The sequence below is a fragment of the Nocardia sp. IFM 10818 genome (genome assembly GCF_054655275.1).
This window is the reverse complement of sequence record NZ_BAAHJH010000001.1, coordinates 4456713-4481724: the sequence shown is the minus strand read 5'-3', so window position 1 is coordinate 4481724 and position 25012 is coordinate 4456713. Positions and strand designations below refer to the sequence as shown.

Annotated in this window: 25 protein-coding genes and 2 tRNA genes; 16 read left to right on the top strand and 11 right to left on the bottom strand. The window is 66.8% G+C overall.

All coding sequences use genetic code 11. The features are described from left to right. The first annotated feature begins 282 nt into the window (after window positions 1–282). On the top strand, window positions 283–1251 hold the full coding sequence (fabD, locus tag ACYQ5L_RS20660) for an ACP S-malonyltransferase (protein WP_459959329.1): 969 nt from the start codon (window positions 283–285) through the stop codon (window positions 1249–1251). A 48-nt stretch (window positions 1252–1299) separates the two neighbouring features. On the opposite strand, the gene ACYQ5L_RS20655 is transcribed toward fabD, so the two are convergent. From ACYQ5L_RS20655 to ACYQ5L_RS20640, 4 genes are all read right to left on the bottom strand, one after another. After that, window positions 1300–1788: a PadR family transcriptional regulator gene (locus ACYQ5L_RS20655; RefSeq protein ID WP_459963486.1), complete on the bottom strand. Its 489-nt coding sequence runs from the start codon at window positions 1786–1788 to the stop codon at window positions 1300–1302. Window positions 1789–2173: 385 nt separating this feature from the next. After that, entirely contained in the window at window positions 2174–3169 is a 996-nt protein-coding gene (locus ACYQ5L_RS20650) for an LLM class F420-dependent oxidoreductase (protein WP_459959328.1), read from the bottom strand. A gap of 42 nt (window positions 3170–3211) precedes the next feature. Further along, window positions 3212–4027, bottom strand: coding sequence for an ABC transporter permease (locus ACYQ5L_RS20645; RefSeq protein ID WP_459959327.1), 816 nt, complete (start codon window positions 4025–4027; stop codon window positions 3212–3214). Continuing rightward, window positions 4024–4935 carry an ATP-binding cassette domain-containing protein gene (locus tag ACYQ5L_RS20640; protein WP_459959326.1) on the bottom strand — a complete coding sequence of 304 codons (912 nt, stop codon included), beginning with the start codon at window positions 4933–4935 and terminating at the stop codon, window positions 4024–4026. Before ACYQ5L_RS20640 ends, ACYQ5L_RS20645 begins: the two co-directional genes overlap by 4 nt. A 181-nt stretch (window positions 4936–5116) precedes the next feature. Between ACYQ5L_RS20640 and ACYQ5L_RS20635 the strand changes: the two genes are divergently transcribed. Further along, window positions 5117–5821 (top strand): response regulator, encoded by a 705-nt coding sequence (locus tag ACYQ5L_RS20635; RefSeq protein ID WP_459963485.1) that lies wholly within the window; start codon window positions 5117–5119, stop codon window positions 5819–5821. Between the two features lie 400 nt (window positions 5822–6221). After that, on the top strand, window positions 6222–6410 hold the full coding sequence (locus ACYQ5L_RS20630; RefSeq protein ID WP_459959325.1) for a hypothetical protein: 189 nt from the start codon (window positions 6222–6224) through the stop codon (window positions 6408–6410). 100 nt (window positions 6411–6510) lie between these two features. Here ACYQ5L_RS20630 and ACYQ5L_RS20625 read toward each other — a convergent pair whose 3' ends face one another. Next, on the bottom strand, window positions 6511–7458 hold the full coding sequence (locus tag ACYQ5L_RS20625; RefSeq protein WP_459959324.1) for a fatty acid desaturase family protein: 948 nt from the start codon (window positions 7456–7458) through the stop codon (window positions 6511–6513). A 348-nt stretch (window positions 7459–7806) separates the two neighbouring features. Between ACYQ5L_RS20625 and ACYQ5L_RS20620 the strand changes: the two genes are divergently transcribed. Continuing rightward, window positions 7807–8520 (top strand): YwaF family protein, encoded by a 714-nt coding sequence (locus ACYQ5L_RS20620; protein WP_459959323.1) that lies wholly within the window; start codon window positions 7807–7809, stop codon window positions 8518–8520. A 57-nt stretch (window positions 8521–8577) separates the two neighbouring features. On the opposite strand, the gene ACYQ5L_RS20615 is transcribed toward ACYQ5L_RS20620, so the two are convergent. After that, window positions 8578–8662: transfer RNA gene (locus ACYQ5L_RS20615), tRNA-Leu, on the bottom strand. An 84-nt stretch (window positions 8663–8746) separates the two neighbouring features. Continuing rightward, the gene (locus ACYQ5L_RS20610) at window positions 8747–9064 is read right to left on the bottom strand and encodes a hypothetical protein (RefSeq protein ID WP_459959322.1); all 318 of its coding nucleotides are present in this window, start codon (window positions 9062–9064) and stop codon (window positions 8747–8749) included. A 170-nt stretch (window positions 9065–9234) separates the two neighbouring features. On the opposite strand from ACYQ5L_RS20610, the gene ACYQ5L_RS20605 reads away from it, so the two are divergent. After that, a complete protein-coding gene (locus ACYQ5L_RS20605) occupies window positions 9235–11520 on the top strand; it encodes an ATP-binding cassette domain-containing protein (RefSeq protein ID WP_459959321.1) in 2286 nt (761 codons plus the stop codon). Between the two features lie 48 nt (window positions 11521–11568). Then, window positions 11569–12030: a VOC family protein gene (locus tag ACYQ5L_RS20600; protein ID WP_459959320.1), complete on the top strand. Its 462-nt coding sequence runs from the start codon at window positions 11569–11571 to the stop codon at window positions 12028–12030. Between the two features lie 59 nt (window positions 12031–12089). Here the strand turns inward: ACYQ5L_RS20600 and ACYQ5L_RS20595 are convergent, their stop codons facing one another. Further along, the gene (locus ACYQ5L_RS20595; RefSeq protein WP_459959319.1) at window positions 12090–12923 is read right to left on the bottom strand and encodes a tetratricopeptide repeat protein; all 834 of its coding nucleotides are present in this window, start codon (window positions 12921–12923) and stop codon (window positions 12090–12092) included. Between the two features lie 250 nt (window positions 12924–13173). Here ACYQ5L_RS20595 and mihF point away from each other — a divergent pair, with 250 nt between their 5' ends. The 9 genes from mihF (at window position 13174) to ACYQ5L_RS20550 (ending at window position 20253) form a co-directional block, all read left to right on the top strand. Next, window positions 13174–13488, top strand: coding sequence for an integration host factor, actinobacterial type (gene mihF, locus ACYQ5L_RS20590; RefSeq protein WP_379193294.1), 315 nt, complete (start codon window positions 13174–13176; stop codon window positions 13486–13488). A 135-nt stretch (window positions 13489–13623) separates the two neighbouring features. After that, window positions 13624–13708 (top strand) — tRNA-Leu (locus tag ACYQ5L_RS20585). A gap of 424 nt (window positions 13709–14132) precedes the next feature. Beyond that, window positions 14133–14342 (top strand): hypothetical protein, encoded by a 210-nt coding sequence (locus ACYQ5L_RS20580; RefSeq protein WP_459959318.1) that lies wholly within the window; start codon window positions 14133–14135, stop codon window positions 14340–14342. Between the two features lie 186 nt (window positions 14343–14528). Further along, on the top strand, window positions 14529–15266 hold the full coding sequence (locus ACYQ5L_RS20575) for a DsbA family protein (RefSeq protein ID WP_459959317.1): 738 nt from the start codon (window positions 14529–14531) through the stop codon (window positions 15264–15266). Window positions 15267–15334: 68 nt separating this feature from the next. Continuing rightward, entirely contained in the window at window positions 15335–16507 is a 1173-nt protein-coding gene (locus ACYQ5L_RS20570; protein ID WP_459959316.1) for a TDT family transporter, read from the top strand. A 2-nt stretch (window positions 16508–16509) separates the two neighbouring features. Beyond that, window positions 16510–17409 (top strand): alpha/beta hydrolase, encoded by a 900-nt coding sequence (locus ACYQ5L_RS20565; protein WP_459959315.1) that lies wholly within the window; start codon window positions 16510–16512, stop codon window positions 17407–17409. Between the two features lie 182 nt (window positions 17410–17591). Beyond that, window positions 17592–17756, top strand: a complete 165-nt coding sequence (locus ACYQ5L_RS20560; protein WP_459959314.1) for a hypothetical protein — start codon at window positions 17592–17594, stop codon at window positions 17754–17756. Window positions 17757–17782: 26 nt separating this feature from the next. Beyond that, a complete protein-coding gene (locus tag ACYQ5L_RS20555; RefSeq protein ID WP_459959313.1) occupies window positions 17783–18121 on the top strand; it encodes a sensor histidine kinase in 339 nt (112 codons plus the stop codon). A 515-nt stretch (window positions 18122–18636) separates the two neighbouring features. Continuing rightward, window positions 18637–20253: a hypothetical protein gene (locus ACYQ5L_RS20550; protein WP_459959312.1), complete on the top strand. Its 1617-nt coding sequence runs from the start codon at window positions 18637–18639 to the stop codon at window positions 20251–20253. Here ACYQ5L_RS20550 and ACYQ5L_RS20545 read toward each other — a convergent pair. The 3 genes from ACYQ5L_RS20545 to ACYQ5L_RS20535 all read right to left on the bottom strand — a co-directional run bounded on the left by ACYQ5L_RS20545 (window position 20177) and on the right by ACYQ5L_RS20535 (window position 24111). After that, window positions 20177–21154, bottom strand: a complete 978-nt coding sequence (locus tag ACYQ5L_RS20545) for a helix-turn-helix transcriptional regulator (protein ID WP_459959311.1) — start codon at window positions 21152–21154, stop codon at window positions 20177–20179. The genes ACYQ5L_RS20550 and ACYQ5L_RS20545 overlap by 77 nt on opposite strands. Window positions 21155–21591: 437 nt before the next feature. Further along, window positions 21592–22923 (bottom strand): DUF1254 domain-containing protein, encoded by a 1332-nt coding sequence (locus ACYQ5L_RS20540; protein ID WP_459959310.1) that lies wholly within the window; start codon window positions 22921–22923, stop codon window positions 21592–21594. Window positions 22924–23133: 210 nt separating this feature from the next. Beyond that, window positions 23134–24111 carry an ATP-grasp domain-containing protein gene (locus ACYQ5L_RS20535; RefSeq protein WP_459959309.1) on the bottom strand — a complete coding sequence of 326 codons (978 nt, stop codon included), beginning with the start codon at window positions 24109–24111 and terminating at the stop codon, window positions 23134–23136. Window positions 24112–24382: 271 nt separating this feature from the next. On the opposite strand from ACYQ5L_RS20535, the gene ACYQ5L_RS20530 reads away from it, so the two are divergent. Then, entirely contained in the window at window positions 24383–24988 is a 606-nt protein-coding gene (locus ACYQ5L_RS20530) for a hypothetical protein (RefSeq protein ID WP_459959308.1), read from the top strand. Window positions 24989–25012 lie beyond the last annotated feature (24 nt).

The window sequence follows — 25012 nt, the reverse complement described above, 5'->3', positions numbered from 1 at the left end:
TTAATTGGTCGGTCGTACGACTTGTTTTCGATCATGCGATTATTCGCAATGAGAAATACAGACCAGCTGGAATTGTTTGAGTCACATGACGTGACAGGTAATTAGCGACCGCATCACAGTGCGCGCTCACCGCAATTCTGGTAGCAATTGAACTACTGCCGCCGGGCGCGCATAATCGCCTTCGGGGGGAGTGGTCTCGATGGCGCGACGAAATGCCCCTCTGCCGTGCGGCTCGCAGCCGCCGGAGTTTCTGCTACCCGTAGTATCGGTTGGAGTATCGACATGCAATCGACCTCATTCTTGTTTCCGGGCCAGGGCTCACAGCGCGTCGGGATGGGACGTGATCTGCGCGACACCTATCCGGATATCGTCGCCCCCTTGTTCCGCGCCGCCGACGACATTCTCGGATTCGAGCTCTCGCAATTGTGCTTTGCCGGACCGGAGGACCGGCTGGAGCGCACCGACATCACCCAGCCCGCGATCTTCATTGCGAGCCTCGCCGCCCACCGGGTGCTAGCCGAGATATTGCCAGCACCCGTGGTCGTGGCCGGGCACAGCCTCGGCGAGTACACCGCGCTGGTAGCCGCCGGCGTGCTCGACTGGACCGACGCGCTCGTGCTGGTGCGGCGGCGCGGCATGCTGATGGCGGAGGTGAACGAATCGACACCTGGCGCCATGGCCGCCGCGCTCGGATTGCCCGGCGCCGAGGTCGAGCGGATCTGCGCCGCCGTCCGCGACGACACCGGGGAGGTGGTCGAGGTCGCGAACTACAACGCCGCCGATCAGACCGTCGTCTCCGGCAGCGTCGCCGGCGTCACGGAATTCACCTCCCGGGCAACCGGACTCGGCCTGCCCGAGGTGAAGGTGAAGCGCCTCAAGGTCGGCGCGCCGTTCCACAGTTCGATGATGGCCGCCGTCGAGGCCGAGTTCGCCGCCGAGCTCGCCCGGGTCCGGTTCGCCGATCCGGTGATTCCGGTCATCGCGAATGTCACCGCGCAACCGGTGACGACGGGGGAGCGGGCGCGGGAGGCGCTGCGCGCGCAGCTCGCGGGATCCGTGCGCTGGAGCGAAAGCCTGCAGACGGTCCACGATTTCGGCGTCGACGCCTTCATCGAAGTGGGCCCGGGGCGGGTGTTGACCGGGCTGTGCAAGCGCGCCTATCCCGAGATCGCCAACTACTCCGCGGGCGACGCGCGCCGCATCCAATCGCTCGTCGCCGAGGCGGATGCGGTGCGCGCCGATGCGATGTGAGTTGTGCCGGGCCGTGCGAACAGGTCTGTCCAACGGTATTTCCGCAGCCTAGCGGCGTTGTTCGATGCGGTCCCAGAATTCCACGGCGAGAGTTTCGTAGCGGATGCCGAATTCGAGTACCAGCAGTTCGTTGGCATCGCTGTCGGGATCCCGGGACAACGAATTGTGCGCGTTCTGATAGCGATCCAGGCGTTGTTGATGCGCCAGCTTCTCGCCGTCGGCGACCTTGGCGACGTCCTGCGGAGAGGACAGGCTCCCGAAATACAGTTTGAGCAAACCACTGTCGCGCAGCTCGTGCGTCGGCGTGTCGGCGCCGCACGTGAGCCATTCTTCCAGTTCTGCCCTGCCGAGATCGGTGATACTATAGATTCGTCGCCGACGGCCCGTCGGCTCTTGATATCCCGATAGCAACTTCTTCTCGGTGAGACGCTCGGGCTCAGCGTAGATTTGGGAATGAGGGAACGACCAGAAGAAGCCGATCGAGCGGTCCACATGTTTCTTGATATCGAACGGTGTACATGGTCCCGTACGTGCCACCAAACTGAGGACCAAATATGATGTCGGGCTGAGCTTGAGTTTGGACAAAGCAGCTCACTCCTCTTATATCGGATAGCGACGAATCGATTTCGGGGCGTCGCATACAACGGTGCGGTAGGCCGGTCGCAGCTCGAGCGGCGCGGCCCCCGCCCCGGATCGGTGTGAAATTCGTTCAGGTAGTTGGAAATTCACACACTCCGCTATCCGGGTCTCATCCTGTGGGCCGGACTATACATTTCGGACTGTGAGGCTGTCAACGCGCGACAGCGCTGTTCGAGGGCGCCGCGCGCCGGTCGAACGATCCTCCCGCGCCCGGCGGATTTCACCGGGCCGGTGGTTGAATCGGTTGCCGCACACCATGATCGAGCTGCGGCAACCGTTGCCGTCACGGCGCGAGCAGAGCGCTCAGGGTCTCGCCGGCCATCTCGAGGACACCCGGCCGGTGGCCATTGGCCACCATATTGACAACGAGTCCGTCGACGCCGTGGGCCAGCACCTGATCCGAGAGCTGTTTCGCGACCTCGTCCGGTGTGCCGATGAACAGTTTGCCGGCCATGGACGCGCGCACCCGATCGACCTTCGCCGGATCGCCCACCCGGGCGGCGAACATCTCGTCGATCATGGTGTGCGCACGCTCGGAACTCTCGTCCATGACCACGAAGGCCAGGTAGCTGACGTCGAGAGTGGAACGGTCGCGGCCGATTTCCGCACAGCGCTGCCGCAATGCCGCGAGTTTGCGCGGCAGGTCCGCCGCGTCGCAGCCGATGCTGAGATGATCGGCATATCGGGCCGCGAGCGCGAAGGTCTTCTTCTCGCCCGCGCCGCCGAGCATGATGGGCAGATCGTCACGGATGCGCGGCTCGTTGATCGCATTCGAGACCCGATACCATGTGCCGTCGAAACTCGGGCGGGAGCCGCGCAGCATCGGCGTAATGATTTGCAGCGCTTCGTCGAGCTTTTCGAATCGGTCGGTGAACGAACCGAATTCGTAGCCGTAGGAGAGGTGTTCGAGTTCGAACCAGCCGGCGCCGAGGCCGAGCATGGCCCGGCCCCGGCTGATGACATCGAGCGTGGTGACCGTCTTGGCGAGCAATGCCGGATTGCGATAGGTGTTGCCGGTCACCAAGGTGGACAGTTGAATCTTCTCGGTACTGGCGGCAATTCCGCCGAGCGTCGTGTACGCCTCCAGCGTCGGACCGGACGGCGGGCCGAATCGCTGATAGAAGTGGTCGGTCAGGAAAACCGTGTCGAATCCGGATCGCTCGGCTTCCTGCACTTGCGCGACGACCGCCGGGAAGAGCTTGTCGACGGTGGCGCCGAAGTTGAAGTCGGGCATCTGGTATCCGAGGCGGACCAGGGCCCGCCCGGCTGACTGTGTCATCTGTGCTCCCATGTCTGGTGAATCAGCGGTTATCCTGCGAATTCAGACGTCTCTGCGATTCAGGGCACGGCGTGCGAAGGTCAATACGGTGAGCGTGACGGCGACGACGATCGCCAATCGCGGCCAGCCGCCCAGCGAACCGATGAGTTCCGGTGCGGCATCCGCGCTTTGCGACAGTTTTCCGACCACCGCGCTGGGCGCCTGAATGGTCGCCAGCTTGTGCAATTCGCCGAATGCGGTCGCCGAGGCGGCCTCCGGCAGCACCACGTGCGCGCTCACCGCGGCCACCGCGCCGGCGGAGCTGCGCAGCAGCACACCGAGCGCCAGGCCGAACAGCGCCACCGCGGGGAATACCGCGATAATGCCGAGTAGTCCCGGGAAAGGGTCGCCCGCAGCGTATTTGGATCCATCGATGGCCAGCACGCCGACCAGATAGGTCAGCATCGTGGCCAGCACGCCCAGCGTGGTGCTGACCGCGGTCGCCACCAGGACCTTCGCCGCGAACACGCCGTCGCGCTGCGGCGTCGCCGCGAGCACCGATCGAATGGTGCCCGAGGTGTACTCGGTGGACATGACCAGCGCGCCCCACGCCCCGATGAGCGCGATGGGCAGTGTCATCGCGGTGAACGCCCCGCCGAGCACCGTATCGGTGGGTTCGAGGCTGTTGGACAGGCCCACGATCGACGCGGTGATCGGACCGATCACCAGGGCCAGTGTCGGCAGCAGCCACAGCGCCCGCGACGAGCGGATCTTGATCAGCTCGGACAGGGCCTGGCTGCGCACCACCGACCAGGGTGGAATCGCCGAGGTCGTCGTGGTGGTGGTCCGGATTTTCGCGGTGGTGGCGGTGGCGGTCATGCCGACTCCTGGAGTATGTCGCTGTCCTGGAAGGTGTGCTGGCCGCTGACCAGCCGGGTGAAGACCTCTTCGACCGACGCGTTGATGGGCGTCAGCTCGTCGAGTACGACGCCGCGCGTGGCCGCGGCCCGCCAGACCTCGCGGGAGGGGACGCCGCGCACGGTGCCGACATCGCCGCGGATCTCCATGCGATCGCCCAGGGCGCGCGCCAGCTCGGCCAGATCACTGCCCCGGACCCGCACGCGCGGTTCGGCATTGCGCGCCACGAAATCGGCGGTGGGCTCATCGGCGACTATGGTGCCGCGGCTGATCACCAGCAGATGATCGGCGACCAGCTCGGTCTCGCTCATCATGTGACTGGACAGCAGCACCGTGCGGCCCTCGTCGGCCATGGCCCGCAGGGTCTGCCGGATCCACCGGATTCCCTCGGTGTCCAGGCCGTTCACGGGTTCGTCCAGAATGAGCACCGACGGATCGCCGAGCAGCGCCGCGGCCACGCCGAGCCGCTGCCGCATGCCGAGGGAGAAGCCCTTGACGCGCATATCGGCGACCTCCGCGAGCCCGACCCGGTCGAGCACCTCGTCGACGCGGCGGCGCGGAATCCCATTGCTGGCGGCCAGGAATGCCAGGTGATTGGCGGCGGTGCGGGAGGGCAGCACATCGCCGGCGTCGAGTAGGGCGCCGACGGTGTGCAGCGGGTACATGAGGTCGCTGTAGCGGCGCCCGACCACGCTGACCTCGCCCGATGTCGGGGTGTCCAGGCCGAGCATCAACCGCATGGTGGTCGATTTCCCGGAGCCGTTGGGCCCCAGGAACCCGGTGACTCGGCCGGGCTGGACGGTGAAGGTGAGATCTTCGATGGCGCGAGTCTTGCCGTAGTACTTGGTCAAGCTGCGTGCTTCGATCATGTATCCGATCGTATTTTTCGGAGCATCGAGCCACATCCATCGTCAGAGCCAAGTTCTGGAGTAGTACCTGAGAGGGACCCGCCGGTCCGGTGCCACCGCCGCCGCGCGATTACGCTGTGTCGCAGGGTGGTACGAGTCGCGACGGCGTGGATGGGCCGCGTCGTCCGAACAGGAGGGGTCGATTCCGTTGGCGGAGCACGAATTCCAGGCTCAGGAACCGCGGGGTGACGCGCCGTCGAGCGTCCGCGTGCTGATCGCGGACGATCAGGAACTGGTCCGCGAGGGGTTGGCGGTCCTGCTCGACACCCAGCCCGATATCGAAGTCGTCGGCCAGGCCGCCGACGGCCGCCAGGCCATTCAGGAAACCGAACGCCTGAATCCGGATGTGGTCCTGATGGATGTCCGCATGCCGGTCTGCGACGGCATCGAAGCCACGCGCGCCATTACCGCCGCCGGCCCCACCAGGGTCATCGTCCTGACCACTTTCGACCTCGACGCCTACGTCTACGCCGCGCTGCGCGCCGGGGCCTCCGGTTTCCTGCTCAAGGAGTCCTCCGCCCAATCCCTCGGCGACGCGGTCCGAATCGTGGCGACGGGCGAAGCCCTGCTGGCCCCGTCGGTCACCCGCCGCCTGCTCGCCGAGTTCGCCCGCCAGGACCGGCCCGCCCCGTCCGGCGAGAAGCCCGCCGACCTCACCACCCGCGAGACCGAAGTCCTCGTGCTCATCGCCCGCGGCCTGTCGAATGCCGAAATCGCCAGGGAGATGTCGATTTCCGAGCAGACCGTCAAGACTCACGTCGGCCGCATCCTCGACAAACTCCAGCTGCGCGACCGCACTCAGGCCGCCATCTACGCCTACGAAACCCGTCTGGTCAACCCGCGCTGATCAGCGGTCGTCGCACCGACGATCTTTCGCCGCGCACGGAAACTCTCATGGTCTGGCAGAGGCTGTCCTTCCAACCCCGATCCCGTTCCGGCTACTGCGTAGCCGTCTGCCCCGCACAGCGGAAAATCACCCGCCCACATCCACCCCGGCATCACCCAACACTCCCTCCTGCTCTCCGGCCCGCACGCCCGCTACCGCCTCGGTCGCCGCACCGCCTCCTGAAAACCGGTGAGCCCGTGACCATCCCACCCGGCAAACCCCACATCGACACCTACAACGACACCGACACCCCCCGGTGGTGGACCTTGGACCGCCCCCTTGGATCTGTCCGAGGTGATCGACCTCGACAGCAGCTCCCGTGGTCGACGAGCTCGGGACCGAGGCGAAAAAGGAGACACTGATGACCACCGCAGACCGGCTCAAAGCAGAGGGGCGGGCAGAGACACTCCTCGAACTGCTGGCGTTGCGGTTCGGGCCGGTCCCTGCACATGTTGCCGATACTGCCCACAATGCGAGCGTCGACCAACTTCGGGAGTGGACCGCCCGCGTCCTCACCGCCGATACGATCGAAACGGTATTCCAGCAGTAGGTACGGGCAATGAGTCGGCGGGATGGGCCCGCACCGTGCTCGATGTCCCGTCGCCATCGATGGAGGCGCCAGAGATGTTGCGGTCCAAAGGATCCGGGCGTCAGTGGCCGGGGGTGCGGAGGGGTGCGCCGACGTGGTGGAGGTGCTGCAGGGCCTCTCGGTAAGAGGCGATCAAGCCTGTCTCGTGGTAGGGGACACCGATTTCGGAGCAGTAGTCGCGGACGACTTTCTGGGCGTGGCGCAGGTTCGGGGTCGGCATGCTCGGGAACAGGTGGTGTTCGATTTGGTAGTTGAGGCCGCCGAGCGCGAGGTCGGTCAATAGGCCGCCGCGGACGTTGCGGGAGGTCAGTACTTGGCGGCGGAGGTAGTCGGGGCGGTCGTTGCCGGTCAAGGTCGGCATGCCTTTGTGGTTCGGGGCGAAGATGCAGCCCATGTACAGGCCGAACAGGGCCTGGTGAACGGCGAGGAATGCGAAGGCTTTGTCGGCGGGCAGGACCGCGAACAGTGCGATCAGGTAGGCGGCGAAGTGGAGGAAGAGCAGTGCGCCCTCCAGCGCGCGGTGTTTGACGGATCGATTTCGGAGCGCGCGGACGCCGGCCACATGGAGATTCAGGCCCTCCAGCAACAGCAGGGGGAAGAACAAGTAGGCCTGCGACCTTCCGATGAGACGGGGCAGGCCACGGCTGGCCCGCGCCTGCCGTTGTGACCAGAGCAGGATGTCGGGCGCGACATCGGGATCGAGTTCCTCGTGATTCGGGTTGGCGTGATGGCGGGTGTGCTTGTCCTGCCACCAGCCGTACGCCAGCCCGATACCGGCATTGCCGACCACCCGGCCGATGATTTCCGTCGGCCGCCGCAGCCGGAAGACCTGGCGGTGCGCGACATCGTGCATGACCAGGGCGACCTGCGCGAACGCCACGGCCATGAACGCCGCCACCGCGAGCGTCCACCACGAGTCGCCGACCAGGACGAACGCCGCCCACCCGGCTGCGAACGCGAACCCGACCAGACCGAGCCGGAGCACGTAATAGAGGGGACGCCGATCCATCAGTCCCGCCTCGGAAATCCGGCGCAACAAACGAGCGTAATCACCGCCGGCGCCGCGCCGCGACGACGGCGGAGTGGACTCCGGGACCAAGGCAGATGTCGTCATAGATCTTCCTGAGGGTCGGATCAGCGATACCACCGTCACCCGGGTGCCGGGGCGGGGGCTGACGATCCGAAGCTATCGACAGGAATCTCGTTCGATGTAATCCCTTGGTATGGCATGGAATAGGACTGTGGTGTGATGCGTGGGCGTGTCGCGCCCGGATCGCCGCGTGCGAACCCACACCGTCTACGGCAGCGTGGACGAACCGGCCGCTCACCCTCTTGTGCGTTCTCCTAGAGTTGATAGGTGTCGGCACAGCGTGAGTTCGTCTCGTACGGTCCGTCGCACTGGATCGTGCTGGCCCTGTTCGTCGTGCTGGCCGCGCTGGTCGTGCGCATCGGACGCGGACACCGCAACCCCCGCGCCGCGCGGCGTTTCAGCCGCGGCTTCGGTGCCGCGACGCTGGTGTTGTACTTGGTGATCTACCTGGCCGTCGCATTGCCGCCGACCGTCGCCCGTTCGATTCCCTTGCGCCTGACCGATCTGGCGACCATTGTCGCCGCGTACGCCCTGTGGTCGCACCGGCGCTGGGCCTATGCGCTGACCTACTACTGGTGCTTGACGCTGAGCACGCAGGCGCTCGTCTCACCGGCGCTGGAGAGCCCGGACTTCCCGCATTACGAATTCCTGGCGTTCTGGGCGATCCACCTGATGGTGGTCTGCGCGGCGATCTACCTGACCTGGGGCATCGGCATGCGCCCGGACTGGCGCAGCTACCGGATCGCCGTGCTGGCCACGGCGGTGTGGGCGGTGGTCACCTTCACCGTCAACTCGGCCGCCGGCACCAACTACGGCTTCCTCAACCGCAAACCCGCGACCGTGTCACTGCTCGATGTGCTCGGCCCCTGGCCCTGGTACCTGCTCACCGTGACCGCTGTGCTCCTCGTCGTGTGGGCGCTGATGACCTGGCCGTGGGTCCGCGCCACGGCGAAAAGCGAAGGCTCGCAACCGATCGCATGATCACCCGCCACAGACGAACGAAAGCCGTTGCTATGCAACGGCTTTCGTGTCGATCTGTGTCCGGAGGGGGACTTGAACCCCCACGCCCTAATACGGGCACTAGCACCTCAAGCTAGCGCGTCTGCCATTCCGCCACCCGGACCGGTGGTGCTCCATAAGATTAGCGGAGGGGTGGCCGAAAATAAAAATCGGGGCGAAAGCCCTTGTCGGAGGCGGTTTTCGGGGGCTACTTGTTGAAGAAGATGCCGGCGAAGTCGGCGTCCCGGATGGGGGTGTTCTCGTTCGCCTGGACTCGGCACAGCGCCTGGACGGCGGCCATGGAGATGTCGACGTTGGTGCCGGGGGGTTCATTGTCGCTGCCGGTTTGCTGCTTGATGGCCTTGGTGACGGTCATGCGCTGGGTGTCGGCATCCTGCTTCAGGTAGTCGCTGCACGTGGTGTCGCCGCCCTTGTTCAGGGCGCGTTCGACATCGGTACAGCCGGACAGCAGGGTCACGGCGAACAGGGCGGCGGTTGCGCCGGTGGTCCATCGCAAGGTCTTCATGTGCATCCTCGTCGTCGCGCGCGGCGGATTCGGGTGCCGCGATCGACCGCCACTGTAGATGGCCGCCAACCATCGGCAATCAGGGGCGGACCCGGAGATCCTCGGGAAATGATGTGAGTTGCGTCACATTTCGCCGCACGTCGGAGGCGACTTGGCGGCATGGTTGTGGGATGCCTATTGCCTCCGGCGAAACGATTCGAGTGCTCGGTGCGAGCGAGCACAATCTCCGCAACATTTCTCTCGAGATCCCCAAGAACCAGATCACCGTCTTCACGGGGGTGTCGGGTTCGGGCAAGTCGTCCATCGTGTTCGACACCATCGCGGTGGAGTCGCAGCGGCAGCTGTATGCGACCTTTCCGGCGTTCATCCTGAACTTCCTGCCGCGCTACGAGCGGCCGCACGCCGAGGCGATCGAGAATCTGACGGCGCCGGTGATCATCGATCAGCAACCGGTCGGCGGCGGGCCGCGCTCGACGGTCGGGACCATGACCGACATCTACTCGATGATCCGCGCCATGTTCGCCCGCTTCGGATCGCCGTCCACGGGGCTGGTCTTCGACTACTCCTTCAATACCCCGCAGGGCATGTGCCCGGAGTGCGACGGGCTGGGCATGACCATCAGCGCCGATCCCGACAAGCTGGTGGATAGCTCGAAATCGCTGAACGAAGGCGCCATCCTGCTGCCGGGATACGGTGTGGGCAGCGGAGATTGGCAGCTCTACGGCAACTCGGGGCGCTTCGACCTGGACAAGAAGCTCGCCGACTACAGCGATGCGGAATGGCATGATCTGCTGCACGGCAGCGGCGGCAAAGTGGAGCTGACCTTCAACAAGGGCAGTTGGAAGGCCAACTACGAAGGCCTGGTGGACAAGTTCACGCGGTCCAAGCTCAAACGCGACACCTCTGGGCTGTCGGAGAAGACGCGCGAGCAGATCCAGAAGTTCCTCACCGAGGGCGTGTGCCCGGCCTGTCACGGTGCACGGCTCAATGAGAAGGCCCTGGCCACCAAGATCGACGGGCGCAATATCGCGGAGTGGACGGCGCTGCAGATCACCGATCTCGTCGAGGTGCTCGACGCGGTGAAAGATCCCGCCGCACAAGGTCTGGCCGAGGCCTGCCGGATCGCCCTGGGCCGGGTCGCCGATATCGGGCTCGGATATCTGAGCCTGGACCGGCCCACCTCGACCCTGTCCGGCGGTGAGGGCCAGCGGCTGAAGATGATCAAGCATCTGGGCAGCACCCTGGTCGGGATGACCTACATCTTCGACGAACCCAGCGTGGGACTGCATCCGCGCGATGTGGGCCGGCTCAACCGGATGCTGGAAGCCCTGCGCGACAAGGGCAATACGGTACTGGTGGTCGAACACGATCCGGATGTCATCCAGATCGCCGATCACATCGTCGATGTCGGGCCGCGGGCGGGCGTGCACGGCGGGTCGATCATGTTCACCGGCAGCTTCGAGGAACTGCGCGCCGCCGACACCCTCACCGGGCAGGGACTGCGCCGCGAATTCCGGGTGAAGCAGGAATTCCGCAGCGGCACGGGCGAACTGCGAGTCGAGAATGCGACGGCGCACAACCTCAAGAACGTGTCCATCGGCATCCCGACCGGCATCATGACCGCCATCACCGGCGTCGCCGGCTCCGGCAAGAGCAGCCTCATCCGCGACGAATTCATGTCCCGCTACCCGGATTCGGTATTCGTCGACCAGTCCGCCATCGGAGCCTCCTCACGCTCCACCCCCGCCACCTACCTCGGCCTCATGGATCCCATCCGCAAGCTGTTCGCCAAGGCCACCGGCGAACCGGCCGGGCTGTTCAGCTTCAACTCCGACGGCGCCTGCAAGGAATGCGAGGGCCGCGGCGTGATCATCACCGAGGTCGCCTACATGGATCCGGTGACCACCCACTGCGAATCCTGCGACGGCCGCCGCTTCTCCGAGAACGTCCTCGCCCTGCACCTGCGTGGCAAGTCGATCGCCGATGTGCTCGAAATGTCGGCCGAGGAAGCCGTAGAGTTCTTCCCGGAAAAAGCATTGAATGCCAAGTTGCGCACCATGATCGAAGTAGGGCTCGACTATCTCAGCCTCGGGCAGGCCATGAGCACCCTGTCCGGCGGTGAACGCCAGCGCATCAAACTCGCCACCCAGCTGCAGAACACCGGGACCGTCTACGTGCTCGACGAACCCACCACCGGCCTGCACATGTCCGACGTCGACACCCTGCTCGCCCTCATGGACGGGCTCGTCGAACGCGGCAACACCGCGATCGTCATCGAACACAATCTCGACGTGGTCGCGCACGCCGACTGGGTGATCGACCTCGGCCCGGACGGCGGCAAGAACGGCGGCGAAATCGTCTTCACCGGCACGCCCGCCGAGCTGCTCGCGGACCCGGTCTCGCTGACCGGCGAATACCTGCGCCGCTACAAATCCGGAACCCATGCGCGCGGCTGAGGGCTTCCCGCCGCACGACCGCTACTCGCACACGAACGGAGCAACCGCATGAGCCGCCACATCCAGGTCACCTTCGACGCCCACGACCCGAAGGCGCTGTCCACCTTCTGGCGCGATGTGCTGGGCTACGTCCACCCCGGCCCGCCGGGCGTCGACCTGCCCGCGGGCGCCGACCCGCTGGCCGCCTGGGACGAGTTCCTCGCCCGCATCGGCGTGCCGGAGGACCAGCGCAATACCCGCTCGGCCATCGAGGATCCGGACGGGGTCGGCCCGCGCGTGTTCTTCCAGCAGGTGCCGGAGGACAAGGTCGTGAAGAACCGCGTGCACCTCGACGTGCGGGCGGCTCCCGGCCTGCAGGGCGAGGAGCGGATGGCGGCCCTGGAATCCGAGTGCGATCGGCTCGTCGCGCTGGGCGCCAAGCGGCAGCGCCGGGTCGATCCCGCGCCGCCCATGGAATCCGGGTTCATCGTCATGACCGATCCCGAGGGCAACGAATTCTGCCTGGACTGACCTGCTCGCCACCGGGCGCGGCCCGCTGAGCCGCGCCCGGAATGGCAACGGGTGCAAAGTTATTCGGAGTGCGATTCCGCAGTGAGCGCCGCGCGCCACACACGCGCCTCGCTCACATTGCCGCGCCGGTCCAGCACTTCGGCCAGACCCGCCATGGCGCGCACGTCGCCGTGATCGGCGGCGGTGCGCCACCAGCGTTCGGCCTCGGCGAGGTCGCCGCGGCGGAAGCGGACGACACCCAGATCGTAGGCGGCGGCCAGATGCCCGAAAGCGGCCGCCTGGGACCACAGTTCGCACGCCTGATCCTCCTCGCCGCGACCGTGCATGGCGACCGCCAGCTCGTACAGCGCGCCGCTGTAGCGACTGGCCTCGGGCGCGGGGATGGGATCGGGCGGGGTGGGGGCGGTGCTCAGCTCCACGACGAGCTCGGTGAAATCCGGCGGCCCGACACCGGTACTGCAATGCAGCACCGTGCGGCTGCGTTCGCGGGTGATGAGCATGCCGTAGTTGCCCGACCAGGACAGCACGGCGTCGGTGTCGTCCACCCAGACCGGGGTGAGCGAGATGGCGGCCTCGGATTCGGTTGGGCAGACCCGCAGTTCGATACCTCCGGTCATGGCGTCGGTCCAGACGTCAACCCCCGTCAACTGGCGGCCGTTCAGCAGCACGTGACCGCCCTCGACACCCATGCCCATGCCGAGGCTGCGCACCCCGCGCCGGGGCGCGGCGGCGCGCAGATTCAGGGTCACGGTGGTGGGGGAGAGGCCGACGATCACCTGGTGGACCGGATAGACCTTGGCTCCGTTCCAGGTCACCGGTTCCGCACTGTCGTATCGGTCGGCCAGTGGTAGTTCGGTGGTGCTCCACTCGGCGCATGGATACGACCCCTGCATTGCCCCGCCTTTCACCGGTGCGTGTGTGCTGTTCGCGCCCACCGTAGTCCCCATTGCGGCCGATGAGCCCCGTATTTGCCAGGTGTCTTCGGCAGCAAACACCTGGTCAGACGACCTGGGAAACTGACCGGTTTTCGCATGTCACTCGACGTGTCCGCCCGGTCCGCGCGGTGTGTCGTGCAGGCGCCCGGCCAGTCGTCATGTTTACTCGTGGCCGACGTACCAGCGAACGAGTGAAAGGTAAGGACATATGGCTCTGCCCACGATGACCCCCGAACAACGCTCCGAGGCGCTGGCCAAGGCCGCCGCGGTGCGCAAGGCCCGCTCCGAGTTGATCGCGCAGGTCAAGAAGGGTTCGGTCAGCCTGGCCGAGGTCCTCAAGCGCGCCGACAAGGAAGACCTGGTCAAGAAGACCAAGGTGGCCGCGGTCATCAAGGCCCTGCCGGGCATCGGCCCGGTCAAGGCCGCCAAGCTCATGGACGAGGCGGAAATCCCCGCCGACCGCCGCATCGGCGGCCTCGGCTCCCGTCAGCGCGCCGCCCTGCTGGAAGCGTTGAGCTCCTAATCTTGGGGGTCGCCGGCCGGGCCGACCCAGGCCCGGCGGCAACCATCCCCACCGCCACCATCAGCGGAGGAAACGCCCGTAATCGGCCGATTTGGTCCATACGGTCTCATCCGATAACCTTGCTGAGCACCACCGGTCCGGGTGGCGGAATGGCAGACGCGCTAGCTTGAGGTGCTAGTGCCCGTATTAGGGCGTGGGGGTTCAAGTCCCCCTCCGGACACAGAAGTATGAGGACGGGCGGTCGTGGAGAACATCTCCACGACCGCCCGTTTTCGTGCTCTGGGCCCTGCAACGGGCTGTCCCAAGGTCGCCGTTAGGCGGGCACAACTCCCACCCGCCGTGCGAACTTGCCGAGCTCGCCGGTGGTCAGCTCCCTGCGGGCAGTGCGCATCATGTGGCCGGTGATCTCGCGGACCGTGGTCATGTTCCGAACATGTTGGGGCGCGGCGGTTTCGGCGCGCAACAACGCGTGCAGCGAACTTTGACAGTTCCGTTGCATGGCGTGCGCGCGGCCGATCTCGACGAAGTACGGCGCGCGACGCCCTCCGTTGGGCAAATCGTTCGGGCGCAGTTTCGGCGCGAGCGCGAGTACTTGCCCGGGTTCTCGGCGTTCCATTGCCGCTGACATCCGCCACAGTCCGACGTTGGCCGCGCCGAAGCTGTCGTTGCGCGCTACAGAGGTGGAGGCCGGCGCATTGTCGATCCTGCTGGCGCCACGCGGTGTATCCGCTGTCATGGGGCTCGATCACGCCACAGAAGCCCCGTTCGTCATGCAATCGTCGACCGATGTCGGGGTACGGTTGCTGGGCGCGACGTTCGACTATGTCCCGCCGATCCTGCCCGCTGCGCCGTGACCGCGTCACGGCGGACATAGATTGTTTCTATGCCCCCATAGCTGCAGGGCGGGTACTCCATACCGTGTCCCGTGCGCCACCCTGAATATCGGAGTGACCATTTGTCGAACTGATCAACCATTCTCATAAAGGGGCGACGGCGGTTTCATGCGCACTAATTCTTCTGCACGAGGCAGGAATCCGCTCGTGGTGGCCGCAGCTGCCGACCGGCGTCGCAGGGTCCAGTTCCAGGTCGTCGTAGCCACGACGATGATCGGGCTCATCGCAGCCATCGGCATCAGCATCGCGGGCCTGAAATCGAATGCGGGAGATGCGAGAACAGCAGGATTCGCCCCCGAAGTCTCCACCAGCGCCACGGTGCCGGCCAATGTCACCCCCGGCGGCGCCATCCGGGTCGGCGCACCCCAGGCGCCCGTGCGAATCCAGGAGATCACCGATCTGCAATGCCCGGCATGCCGAATGTACGATCAGGCCAATGCCGCCCTGATCGAAGCCGAACTCGCCGTGGGCACGATCTCCGTCGAATACAACATCATCTCGTTCCTCGACCGCTTCTCCAACGGCAACCGCTACTCATCGCGTGCCGCCAATGCCGCCTATGTCGTCGCCTCGCACGATCCCGCGAAGTTCCCTCACTGGCTCGAGCTCATGTTCGCCGCACAGCCCGGGGAAGGCGGCAACGGCATGACCGACGACCAGCTCATCGCGGTCGCCCACGCCGCCGGATACACCGATCCCACTGTCGCCCAGCACATTCGGGACAATATCTACGCCGACTACATCGAAGACGAAACTCGGGCGGTATTGAACACCGGCCTCAATTCGACGCCCAGTGTCTTCGTCAACGGCACACTGGTCGATGACCCGGCGGCCCTGATGACCCCGGACGGGCTGGCTCCGGTTATCGCCGCGGCGAAACTGTAGCGATATCACGATGCACACACCGGGGATCGCTCACCGGTTCTCCCCGGGATAGCTGATTGACTGTCCCCATGGACAGCGCTCGCGCAAGCGGCCCGGTGACTCGGCGGCGGCTGTTGTCTTCGCTGGAGTCGCCGGGGCAGGTGTTCGGTCATTTGGGCCCCAACTGGTTCGCGCCGGTCATGGGGACCGGCATCATCGCGACCGCGGCGGCCACATTGCCGGTGCGGATCCCGGGACTGCCGACGTTCGCTCGGATCGTCTGGGTAGTAGCGGCGGTGATGCTGATCGCGCTCGTCATCGCGATGGCCGTGCATTGGATCCGGCACCCGGCCGTGGCGCGCAGTCACATGTACCACCCACAGATGGCGCATTTCTACGGCGCCGCGCCCATGGCGTTCCTGACCGTCGGGGCCGGAGCTCTCCTGGTCGGGCAGCCGATCCTGGGTGCGGACGCGGCGGTGGCGCTCGACTGGATACTGTGGTCGGCCGGCACCGTGGGCGGTCTGTTCACGGCCGTCAGGGTGCCGTACGTGATGTTCACCCAGCACAGTGTCGAGTCCGACAGCGCGTTCGGCGGATGGTTGATGCCCGTGGTGCCGCCGATGGTGTCGGCGGCGACCGGCGCACTGCTCATCCCGCATCTGGCACCCGGATCCGGCCGGGCGACACTGCTGTACGGCTGTTACGCGATGTTCGGGCTGTCGCTGATCGCCTCGATCATCATCATCACGATGATCTGGAGTCGCCTCACGCACTTCGGCAGCTCCGGGACCGCACGCGTCCCCACGCTCTGGATCGTGCTCGGACCGCTCGGCCAATCCGTCACGGCCGCGGGCCTGCTCGGGAGCAACGCGCATCTGGCGGCCGCCCCGGACATCGCGGGCGGGATGCAGGTCTTCGCCGTCGTCTTCGGCACTCCGGTCTGGGGCTTCGCGGTGTTGTGGATCGCGTTGGCGACCGCGCTCACTCTCCGAACCGTCCGTGCGGGAATGCCTTTCGCGCTGACCTGGTGGAGCCTGACCTTCCCCGTCGGCACCTTCGTGACGGGCACCGCGCAATTGGCCGCACACACCGGCCTGCCCGCGTTCCGGGTCGCCGCCGTCATCGCTTTCGTGGGCCTGCTGTTCACCTGGTGCCTGGTCACGTTCCGAACCACCGTAGGCGGCCTCCGCGGACACCTCTTTCTGCCCCCGGCCTCGACCGCTCCGATCAAGGCGGGCAAAGCACCGAGAACGGCGTAGTCATGTCGAACGATCCCGACCTGATCACCTTCGTACGCGGCATGCGTGAGAACTACTGGGCGCTGATGCCGACCGCCGGTGACCCCGACCCCGTCGCAGAGCTGCGCCGAATGGCCATCCCCGCCACCGCACCGGACCGCTGCGTCACCGTGCGGACCTACCGTCCGCACAGACGGGACTCCCAGCCGTTACCGATCATGGTGTTCGCGCATGGCGGCGGATTCGTTTCCGGCGACCTCGACACCCACGACGTGCTGTGCCGGGCACTGGCCAACCGAGCCGAGATGCTCGTGGTCTCGGTGGACTGGCGGCTGGCCCCGGAACACCGATTCCCCGCGGGCCTCGACGACCTGCTCGCCGTACTCGACTGGGTCGCCGAACACGGCGATGAGCTGCGCGCGGATCCCACCCGTCTGGTCGTCTGCGGTGACAGCGCCGGGGGAAACCTCGCGGCGGCGGCCGCCGCCTGCGCACGAGACCGCAACGGCCCCAACCTGTCTGCCCAACTGCTGTTCTATCCCAGTGTGGGCAACGCGATGGATACCGCATCCTGGGAGCAGTACGGGCAGGATCATTTTCCCACCCGGCTGGTCAACAGCACCGCCCTGCGCGCGTATCTGCCCGGGGGGATCACCGTCGACGACCCGCTGGTCTCCCCATTGCGGGGAGAGCTCGCCGGTCTACCGCCCGCACTGGTCCTCGTCGGTGAATACGATCCGTTGCGCGAGGAGTGCGTCTCCTACGCCCGAGCGTTGACGGCGGCCGGCGTGCCGGCCGGGCATCGCGTCTATCCTGGCTCCGAGCACGGCTTCGTGCAGTTCTTCAAGGACAAAGCCGCCCATCCTGAAGGCGAGTCCGCACTCGCCGATGCGGTCACGTTCCTGCGGGAGCGCCTCCATTGAGTACACCCGTGCGCCGGGTCCGGTGCCGCGGCAGGGGTGGGATCAGGGGGACGTGGGGAGTGCTCGATGCCGCGTCCGGGCTCGGGTGCCGGTGCGCCGGCCGGGCCGGGTGCGCGGGTTTCCGTGCGCGCCAACGCGCTGAAGGCACGGTTGAACAGGGTCAGCGAATCCAGGAATGCCTCGTGCGGAACCTGTTCGGGATCGATGTGCGCGAGGGTGGCGATGCCGTGCTCCATGGCCAGCGTCATCAGCGCGATCTGTTTCGCGGGTGCGGGCAGGGAGATGTCCGACGCGGCGGCGATCTGCTCGATGACCGCGGCGAACCAGTCGGCGAAGCCCGGTCGTAATCGCGAAGGCGCGCAGCGGCTTCGGGGTGCCGCAGCGCGTACAGCCGGAATTCCGTCAGCAGGAACCGCTTGCTGTCGGCGAATCGATTGCCGCCGTGCCCCGCCAGGGCGTCGATGTTCTGTCCAACGTCGCCCGCCACGCGAACGCCGCCACCGTCACCATCGAGATCCGCTCGTCGGCAGCCGAGTGCGTGCTGACCGTCCGCTACAACGGCTGCGGTATCGGCGCAGTCACCCGCCGCAGCGGCCTGGCCACTATGCGTGCCCGCGCGGAAACCCACGGCGGCACTTTCACCTGCCGACCGGCGGCCCTCGGGGCCGGGACCGAATTGATCTGGAGCATTCCCTCCGCGCGATCCGAGTAGACACGCACGCTCACCTTCTAACGCGGACCGGTGATCCGCCCGGCTCGAAACTCCGAATTACCGTGGGGGTCAAAGGGTTCCGGCATTTGGACGCGATTTGTGCGGCACGCCGCTCGAGGGGCGGCGCGGTCGACCATGTTCTCGGGAACCGGTGGACCGTACGCGGCCGCGGCAGCGGTATCGAACGACCCGCATGTCTTCGAGAATCAAAATGTTGTCTCCACGCATCAAGCCGGCCGAGGATCCAGATCCGCACAATGAAACCGCATTCTCGCTGCAGGTTCCGGATCGTCATCCGTTCGAGCGGGCATGGGCGGAGGATGCGTGTTCCGGCACGGATAGGCAACAGGCTCAGCGGGTTCGGCGTCCGCGCGAGGGATCGATGACATGGCCGGAATCCGCTGTGCGCGTTGCGATGCCCGACGAGGAGGATGCGTGGTCAGCACACAGTCAGGAGTTCCGGCGGCGACGCCACGTATCGATGTGGCCGTTGCGAAACGACATCGCCTCCGGTCGTGCGGAACCGCCACCGCTTCGCCTCGATCTTCGACAACGTCGTGCAGCCGGTGACCGCTCCGGCTGGGCTCGGGCGCATCGCCGCCGCCGGGGTGTGTCGCATGAGCACCGGTGCGTCGGCGGACCCTGTCCGGTGGGTGCGTGATCCCGCTGCCGTGGGCACGCTCGCGGCACTGCTCGCAGCGCTGGTCGCCGGCATGTCGGTGGTGCTGCCGATCGAATTCGCCGATACCGGGGATTCGGCGCGCGTGCAGTTGAATCTGCTGGCCTACGAGCACCCGCAAGCAATCGCGGTGGGCGCGGCACTGGCGATGGTCACCGCCGTTGTGGTGCATGCGATCGACCGCGCGAGATCGGCATGGGTGGTGGCCGTCTCGGGTCTGACGGTGCTACTGGCCGACCACTTGGTCGGGCGCACCGCACACGCGGACACCCTCCTGATCACCTTGAACTTCCTCGACACCGCGGCAGGCGGAGTCGTGCTCGGCGCTGTCGGTGTCGCAGTGCTGGGGCATCGGATGCCCGCGATGGGGTGGACGGCGGGCCTGCTGGGCAGCATGGCAGTCGGGCTCGCGCTGCCCGGGCCGCACGGGCGAGTGCTGGAACAGACGGCGATCGATCGGACCTGGCCGGGTTTCGAGGTCCCACCGCTGTGGCTGATCGCGCTCACCCTCGCGGTGGCGGTGATCGCGGCGATCTCGCATCGAGACGACGCGCATCCGCCGATGGGCCTGGCTCACGTTCCGGTGCTGCCCGTCGTCGGCGCGGTTCAGTTGATCGTGGCGCGCTTGCTGGGGGCCGAATGGCTGGTGCGGCACGGTGACAGCGGACCGGCCGTCGTGGCGGCGGTTGCCGTCGGAATCGCCGCCACACTGCTCGCGGCGCTGAGCGTTCCGGGGCGGGACGGGGAAGCGGTGGTCCTGGCAGTCGGGCTCTCCGCGGTCGGCGGCGCCGTGACTCCCCTCGGGATTCCCGGATGGGCCGTGCTGCCAGCGGCCGCCCTGCTCGCGGTCGGCATGCTGGTCGGAACACGCCGTCCCGCACCGGCTCTCGTCCTGTCGCTCCTCGCGGGGCTGGCTGGCGTCGTCGCGTTGACGGTGCGAGTGCCGCAGCCGCTACCGGTGATCGGCGCCACCGCCCTGCTCGCCCTGCTCGCGGGATGCTGTTTCGGGACGACCTCGGTGGCGATTGCTCCCGCGCGCGTCCTTGCGGCGGTGCTCGTGCTGCAGCCGTCGGTGGTGCTCGCGCTCCGCGATTTCTCGAGCCGTGGCCACTTCGACGAGGTCCTGGGCGCGGCCGACCGCTGGATGATCTTCCCGCCGGGTGCCCCCCGATCACCGGTGCCCGCTTTGGTGGCCGCGGTCATCGTCGTCGGCTGCCTCGGCTGCTCGATCCTGTTGCGGCGGCTGCGTCCCGCCTGGCACGGATGGCACGGCCGGGAAGGCCGGCCCATAATCTCGCGGCGCGTTGTCGTGATATCGAACGACCAAGGTGGGAAACGCGTGCGGGACAAAGATTCTCGCGCGTCGGTCGCCGTTGTCAGCTGCGGAGGGTGTGGCTCGGCAGCACGGTGTAGGTCTGCCGGTACCACGCGGCGAACCGGGCGGGATGGGTGAAGCCCCAGCGCACCGCGATGCCCTCCACCGTGGCGCCCTGGGTGGGGTCGGCGTCCTGCAGTTCGCGGTGGACGTGTTCGAGCCGGACACGACGCAGATAGCCGAGTGGGGTGGTGTCGAGATGAGAGCGGAAACCGGTCTGCAGGGCGCGCGGCGTCACCCGCACGTGCGCGGCAATGCGGGCCAGTGTCAACGGCTCGGCGGCATGATCCTCGATGAATTGCATCGCGCGCCGGATCGTGGCCGGGGTCGTGGGCCCCGGCCCGCGCTGGCGGGCGGTGGTCATGGTGGTGTTCGGGAAGGCCGTGAGCAGCGCGGCGGCCGCCATCCGATTCAACCCGTGCAGGGCGAGCGAATTGATGCGGTCGCAGCCGGGGTCGACGAGCTGCCGATGTAGCAGCATCGACGTGTCCTGCCAGATCCGGCGAGCGCTCGGTATCGGAGTGACAGCGTGGAATCGCAGCGGCTTTTGCGGGGACAGATCGCAGACCTCGGCGGCGCAGTCGGCGACGTCGGCGAGTGGAATGCGAACCAGGTTGAACACCAGATCCTGCATCTCGGCCACCATTGCGAAGTCGGCCGATGCCATGAACACATCCCGGGGCGTCATGGCCAGCCGATCGTGCGGGGTGGTGAGGTGTCCTCGGCCGTCGACCAGCTGCCCCACCAGCACATCGTGGTCGGACGGTTCGACTTCGGCGCGATAGCTGATCCCGGTGAAACGCAGCAGGGAGACGCCGAGCGCATCGGTGGCCGCCGAGTGCACTCCGATATCCATCCGCTCCGGGGAGGTCACCGCGATGCGGGCGCGATGATCGACGATCCGGCGCTGCACGAGCTCGACCGCGATTTCGGCCCGATCGGCTTGTATCTGGGTTCGCTCGACATCGATGGTGGTCACGGAACCCGCCATTCGCCCCTCGCTCGACTTTCAGTTCCACGTGCGTGCCCTGAGGTCGATGGTAGCCAGTGAACGAAGGCGTTGACCGGCAAACGAATCGACTGGGCGCGAGCGCGAGCTATTGGATTACGCTGCGCCAGAATGATTTCGCGGGGCCTTGCTCGGCCGAGTCGCGTGGGAACGCGCTACCTGCGTGCCGGCGCCCGTGCTCCCGCGGGTCGTTCCCGCGCGACCCTGCGGGAGCGAGATATGCGGACACGAGCTCGCCGCCCGCGCGAGCCGGTCGGCGGGTGCGCCTCGGTGTCCCGGACGCGTTCGCCGCTGCCGCACCGGTACCGCCGCGAGGGCCCGGTCCAGGCCCGATACCGGTGCGGCGCCGTATAACCGCATCCGAGGTGCGACATGTGGTGTCGCACCGCTGGTTACGCGCGGCGGAGTCAGTCGACGCGCCGCACCGGTGGTGGGGTCCAGCTCTCGGTGAGCAGGCTGCGGGCCGGTGAATACAGTCGCAGCATCAGGTTGAACGGGCCGGGTTGTACTGGGAGCCATTGGGTTTCGCGGTCGGCCCCGGGGCTGGTGGCCTGCACGAGCAGCTCGACCGAACCGTCCGGGTCGGGCACCAGTCCACTGCGGTCGCCCAGGGCGTAGCGGCGCAGCGGATTGGGAATCAGGTAGCCCTCGGCGTCGTAGGCGGTCACCGACCAGAACGCGTGCACCGGCGGCAGCTGCCCCGCCTCGAAGCGCAGCACATAGCGGTTCGCCCCGTCGAGCGGCGCGCCGTCGCTGTCGAGTGCGATCGAGGGATAGATGGCGTCGTCGGGCAGGTTCATGCCGAGGCCCCAGGCGGCCACTCCCGCGCGCAGCCGATAGTTCACGCCGTAGGAACCGCCCTCGGTGGTGTACACCCAGCCGGTGCGGTCCGCACCGTTGAGCCGGTCGTACTCCTCGACCACGGCCGCCCGCCCGGCGGCGACGCCCTCGATCACGGTGTCGCGCAGCGCATCCGGCACCGTGTAGGGCAGCCCGGCGCGCAGGCCGATGCGCTCGAGTTGATGCAGGATCGGGTAGTCGCAGGCGGTGGGCGGGTTGTCCACCAGCAGGTCGGCGAGCAGCCGCAGGAAGGCGGCCGGCTCCAGCTGAGCGACGGTGACCGGCGGTGGGGTCGTCATATCGATGGACGGATCGACCGGGCCGGGTGGGGGAGTGAAGGCCGGATCGCCGTATCCGCTCAGCGGCGTGATGCGGATGCGATCCTGCACCGCGTGCACGGCCGGGAGATCGGTCTCGCCATTGACCTGGGTACGGGCGATCAGGCTCATCAGTCGGGTCGGCGCGCGCAGCAACTCCAGTCCCGACGGCACCTGCCCGGTCCAGTGCGGCGGCACGAGCAGGTACTCGTGTGCCGTGCCGGGTCCGGTGGTGCGGGTGCCGGGCACCGCGAAGACATTGGTCCAGGCGTCGTAGAGCGGAATCATGAAATACCGGTCGGTCGCCGGCACCGACAGCACGTGCGGCTCCGCGCCGAGATCGATGAATCCTGAGGAATAGAGCGTGTCCACATTGGGTCGGATCACGATACGGAACTCGGGGCCGGGCAGTACCCGCGCATGGGCGATCTGGTTCGTCGGGCCGAACGGCTGCGCCGGCGCCGCGACATTGGTGGCCTGCCGTGCGGTGAAATGCTCCAGGACCAGGGGGTATCCGTAAATGTATGCGTCACGGACGATTTCGGCGGCACGCTGGGCGGTGAGGTTGCCGGTGGCGGTCATTCGCTGCGCGCCTCCGTCCCGGTGCCGGTCGGACGGGTGAGCGAGGGGTGCGCGGGGAATCGACCGGCCGTCGCACGATGCGATGCTCGACATTCCGACATGGAAGTCCTTCCTCTCCGGCGGCAGGCCGGACTCGGTTCAGCAACTGCACAGCAATGATTTCAGGTTTTTCCGCGTGGCGGCGTCGAGACGCGCCGTGATTTTCGCTCGTCAGCTCCTGCCGGGCCGGACGCTCGCGCCGGGGAAGGTGTCACCGTGTCCACTCGCCGATGCGATGAGATGCGCTTGCACATAAGGGATCGCGACTGTTTCGAAGCCCTGGGCGCCGCTCAGCACCGGATGGACATTGACTTCGAACACCACTCCGCCGTTCTCCACGGCGAGATCGACGCCACCGAAGGGAAGTCCCAGCGCCCGGGTCGCTTCGACCGCCAGCTTCGCCAGATCCGGCGCGAGCGCGTCCCGCCCGAGCAGGGCCGAATGGGCTCCCCGGGACTCGTTGCACGGCAGCTCCGGGTCCGTCTGCACGTGCTCGCATACTCGCAGCACCCGGTCGCCGAGCACGACCACGCGGTATTGGTGACGCCGCCCCCACACATCGAAATTGCCTGCGTCACGGCTCAATACGAACTTCTGTCCGCCGCGCCCGTACCGCGCGACGACTTCGTGAAGCTGCTCGGCGTCGGTGACGTGGAATACGTCCCGGCCGCCCATGCCAACCGCCGGACGGGTCCACACGTCACCGCCCAGACTTTGGAAGGATTCCCAGGCGACCGAAGCGGAAGGCTGGTGCAGCACAATCGATTCCATCTGTGCGACGCCTGCCGCGTGGAATCGCTCGATCATGTGCTGCTTGTCGGTCGCCGCGTGCCACGCGGCGGCGTCGAGCCCGAGGCAGGCAATGCTGCCGCGCCCGATCATCTCCTGGAAGGGGGCCAGCCGAGGCCGGTCGGCAGGGGGGATCTCATAGACGATCAGGATCACCGGGCAGACGCGGACGCCCTCGGCGGGAATCTCGAGGACCGGAGCCGATCCGCTCCATCGGATCCGTCCGTCGCCCCCGTCGTAGAAGCGGCGGGCGTCGATCACGGCGGGCGGACGACCTGTCAGCGTCTGCACGGCGCGGGTCAGATACGCGCGGCTGCCCTCGGTGGAACCGAAGTCGGTCATCACGACGATATCGTTCACGGAACCCCACCCTCGGTGGATGTGCGAAATGTCTTGCCACACGAGGGTATTGGGCGGCAACCTCGGCTGTTGCCGGTTCGTGTGACGGTCGCGCGGAGTCTTCGATCGGTGTGCGCGGCAGGCGATCGGGAACCCCACGTAACTGCCAAGAAGACATTGCGGTGAGCAATCAATGGTTTGCATCCGCCTCGGATGCGTGCTTGAATGTGGGCAATCGATCAGCAACCCGGCTGGTCGTCATACGACGCCGACGCTTCAGGATTCGCTCCCGATGACTCTCGATACGAACCGACCGACAACGAAGCCGATGCGGCCCGGACGCACGAAGCTGGTCCTCGCCGGCGCGGCGGCCGCGGTCGGATTGAGCGTCGTGATCGGTGCGTTCGACGATCCCGAGGCCCCGATACCGGACGCGGCCGCCGCCGCGTCCTCGGCCCCCGCGATCACGGGGCCTTCCGGCGGCGGTGCGACGACGTCGCCCTCCACAGCACTCGCGAGCGGCTACATCCAGTGCGCGGATGGCCTATGTTTCCGGCCCCAGCAGCCCGTAGTCGAGACGCGCGACGGACAGCGGCTGGCATTCGTGGATCTGCGCGTGCACAAGCCGAAAGCCGGAGACAGTGCAACCTTCCGCCTCGGTGTCGACTCCGTCCTGATCGGCACGGACGGCAGAAAATACGACAACGACCTCGTGTACTCCACCGGCAGTGACAAGACCAGGTTCAAATCCGTCGGGCAGTCCGAGAACTACACTCTCGCGTTCTCGCTACCTGACGGCGTCGACCCTTATGAATTGACGTTGAAGGCCGGAATCGGAGGTCACGGCGCGACCTGGAGCACCGCCAGGTCCAACTGCGACGACCTCGTCGAGGGGTAACGCGCACCCGCACGAATTCGCGGG

Bases quoted from the DNA above. Each gene is read 5' to 3' on its own strand.
- fabD (WP_459959329.1), top strand. From the start codon at position 283: ATGCAATCGACCTCATTCTTGTTTCCGGGCCAGGGCTCACAGCGCGTC.
- ACYQ5L_RS20540 (WP_459959310.1), bottom strand. From the start codon at position 22,923: ATGACCGCCACCGGCAACCTCACCGCCCAGCGTGCCGCCGAAATCGTC.
- ACYQ5L_RS20650 (WP_459959328.1), bottom strand. From the start codon at position 3,169: ATGACACAGTCAGCCGGGCGGGCCCTGGTCCGCCTCGGATACCAGATG.
- ACYQ5L_RS20570 (WP_459959316.1), top strand. From the start codon at position 15,335: ATGGACAGCGCTCGCGCAAGCGGCCCGGTGACTCGGCGGCGGCTGTTG.
- ACYQ5L_RS20565 (WP_459959315.1), top strand. From the start codon at position 16,510: ATGTCGAACGATCCCGACCTGATCACCTTCGTACGCGGCATGCGTGAG.
- ACYQ5L_RS20640 (WP_459959326.1), bottom strand. From the start codon at position 4,935: ATGATCGAAGCACGCAGCTTGACCAAGTACTACGGCAAGACTCGCGCC.
- ACYQ5L_RS20630 (WP_459959325.1), top strand. From the start codon at position 6,222: ATGACCACCGCAGACCGGCTCAAAGCAGAGGGGCGGGCAGAGACACTC.
- ACYQ5L_RS20600 (WP_459959320.1), top strand. From the start codon at position 11,569: ATGAGCCGCCACATCCAGGTCACCTTCGACGCCCACGACCCGAAGGCG.
- ACYQ5L_RS20610 (WP_459959322.1), bottom strand. From the start codon at position 9,064: ATGAAGACCTTGCGATGGACCACCGGCGCAACCGCCGCCCTGTTCGCC.
- ACYQ5L_RS20605 (WP_459959321.1), top strand. From the start codon at position 9,235: ATGCCTATTGCCTCCGGCGAAACGATTCGAGTGCTCGGTGCGAGCGAG.
- ACYQ5L_RS20530 (WP_459959308.1), top strand. From the start codon at position 24,383: ATGACTCTCGATACGAACCGACCGACAACGAAGCCGATGCGGCCCGGA.
- ACYQ5L_RS20645 (WP_459959327.1), bottom strand. From the start codon at position 4,027: ATGACCGCCACCGCCACCACCGCGAAAATCCGGACCACCACCACGACG.
- ACYQ5L_RS20625 (WP_459959324.1), bottom strand. From the start codon at position 7,458: ATGGATCGGCGTCCCCTCTATTACGTGCTCCGGCTCGGTCTGGTCGGG.
- mihF (WP_379193294.1), top strand. From the start codon at position 13,174: ATGGCTCTGCCCACGATGACCCCCGAACAACGCTCCGAGGCGCTGGCC.
- ACYQ5L_RS20595 (WP_459959319.1), bottom strand. From the start codon at position 12,923: ATGCAGGGGTCGTATCCATGCGCCGAGTGGAGCACCACCGAACTACCA.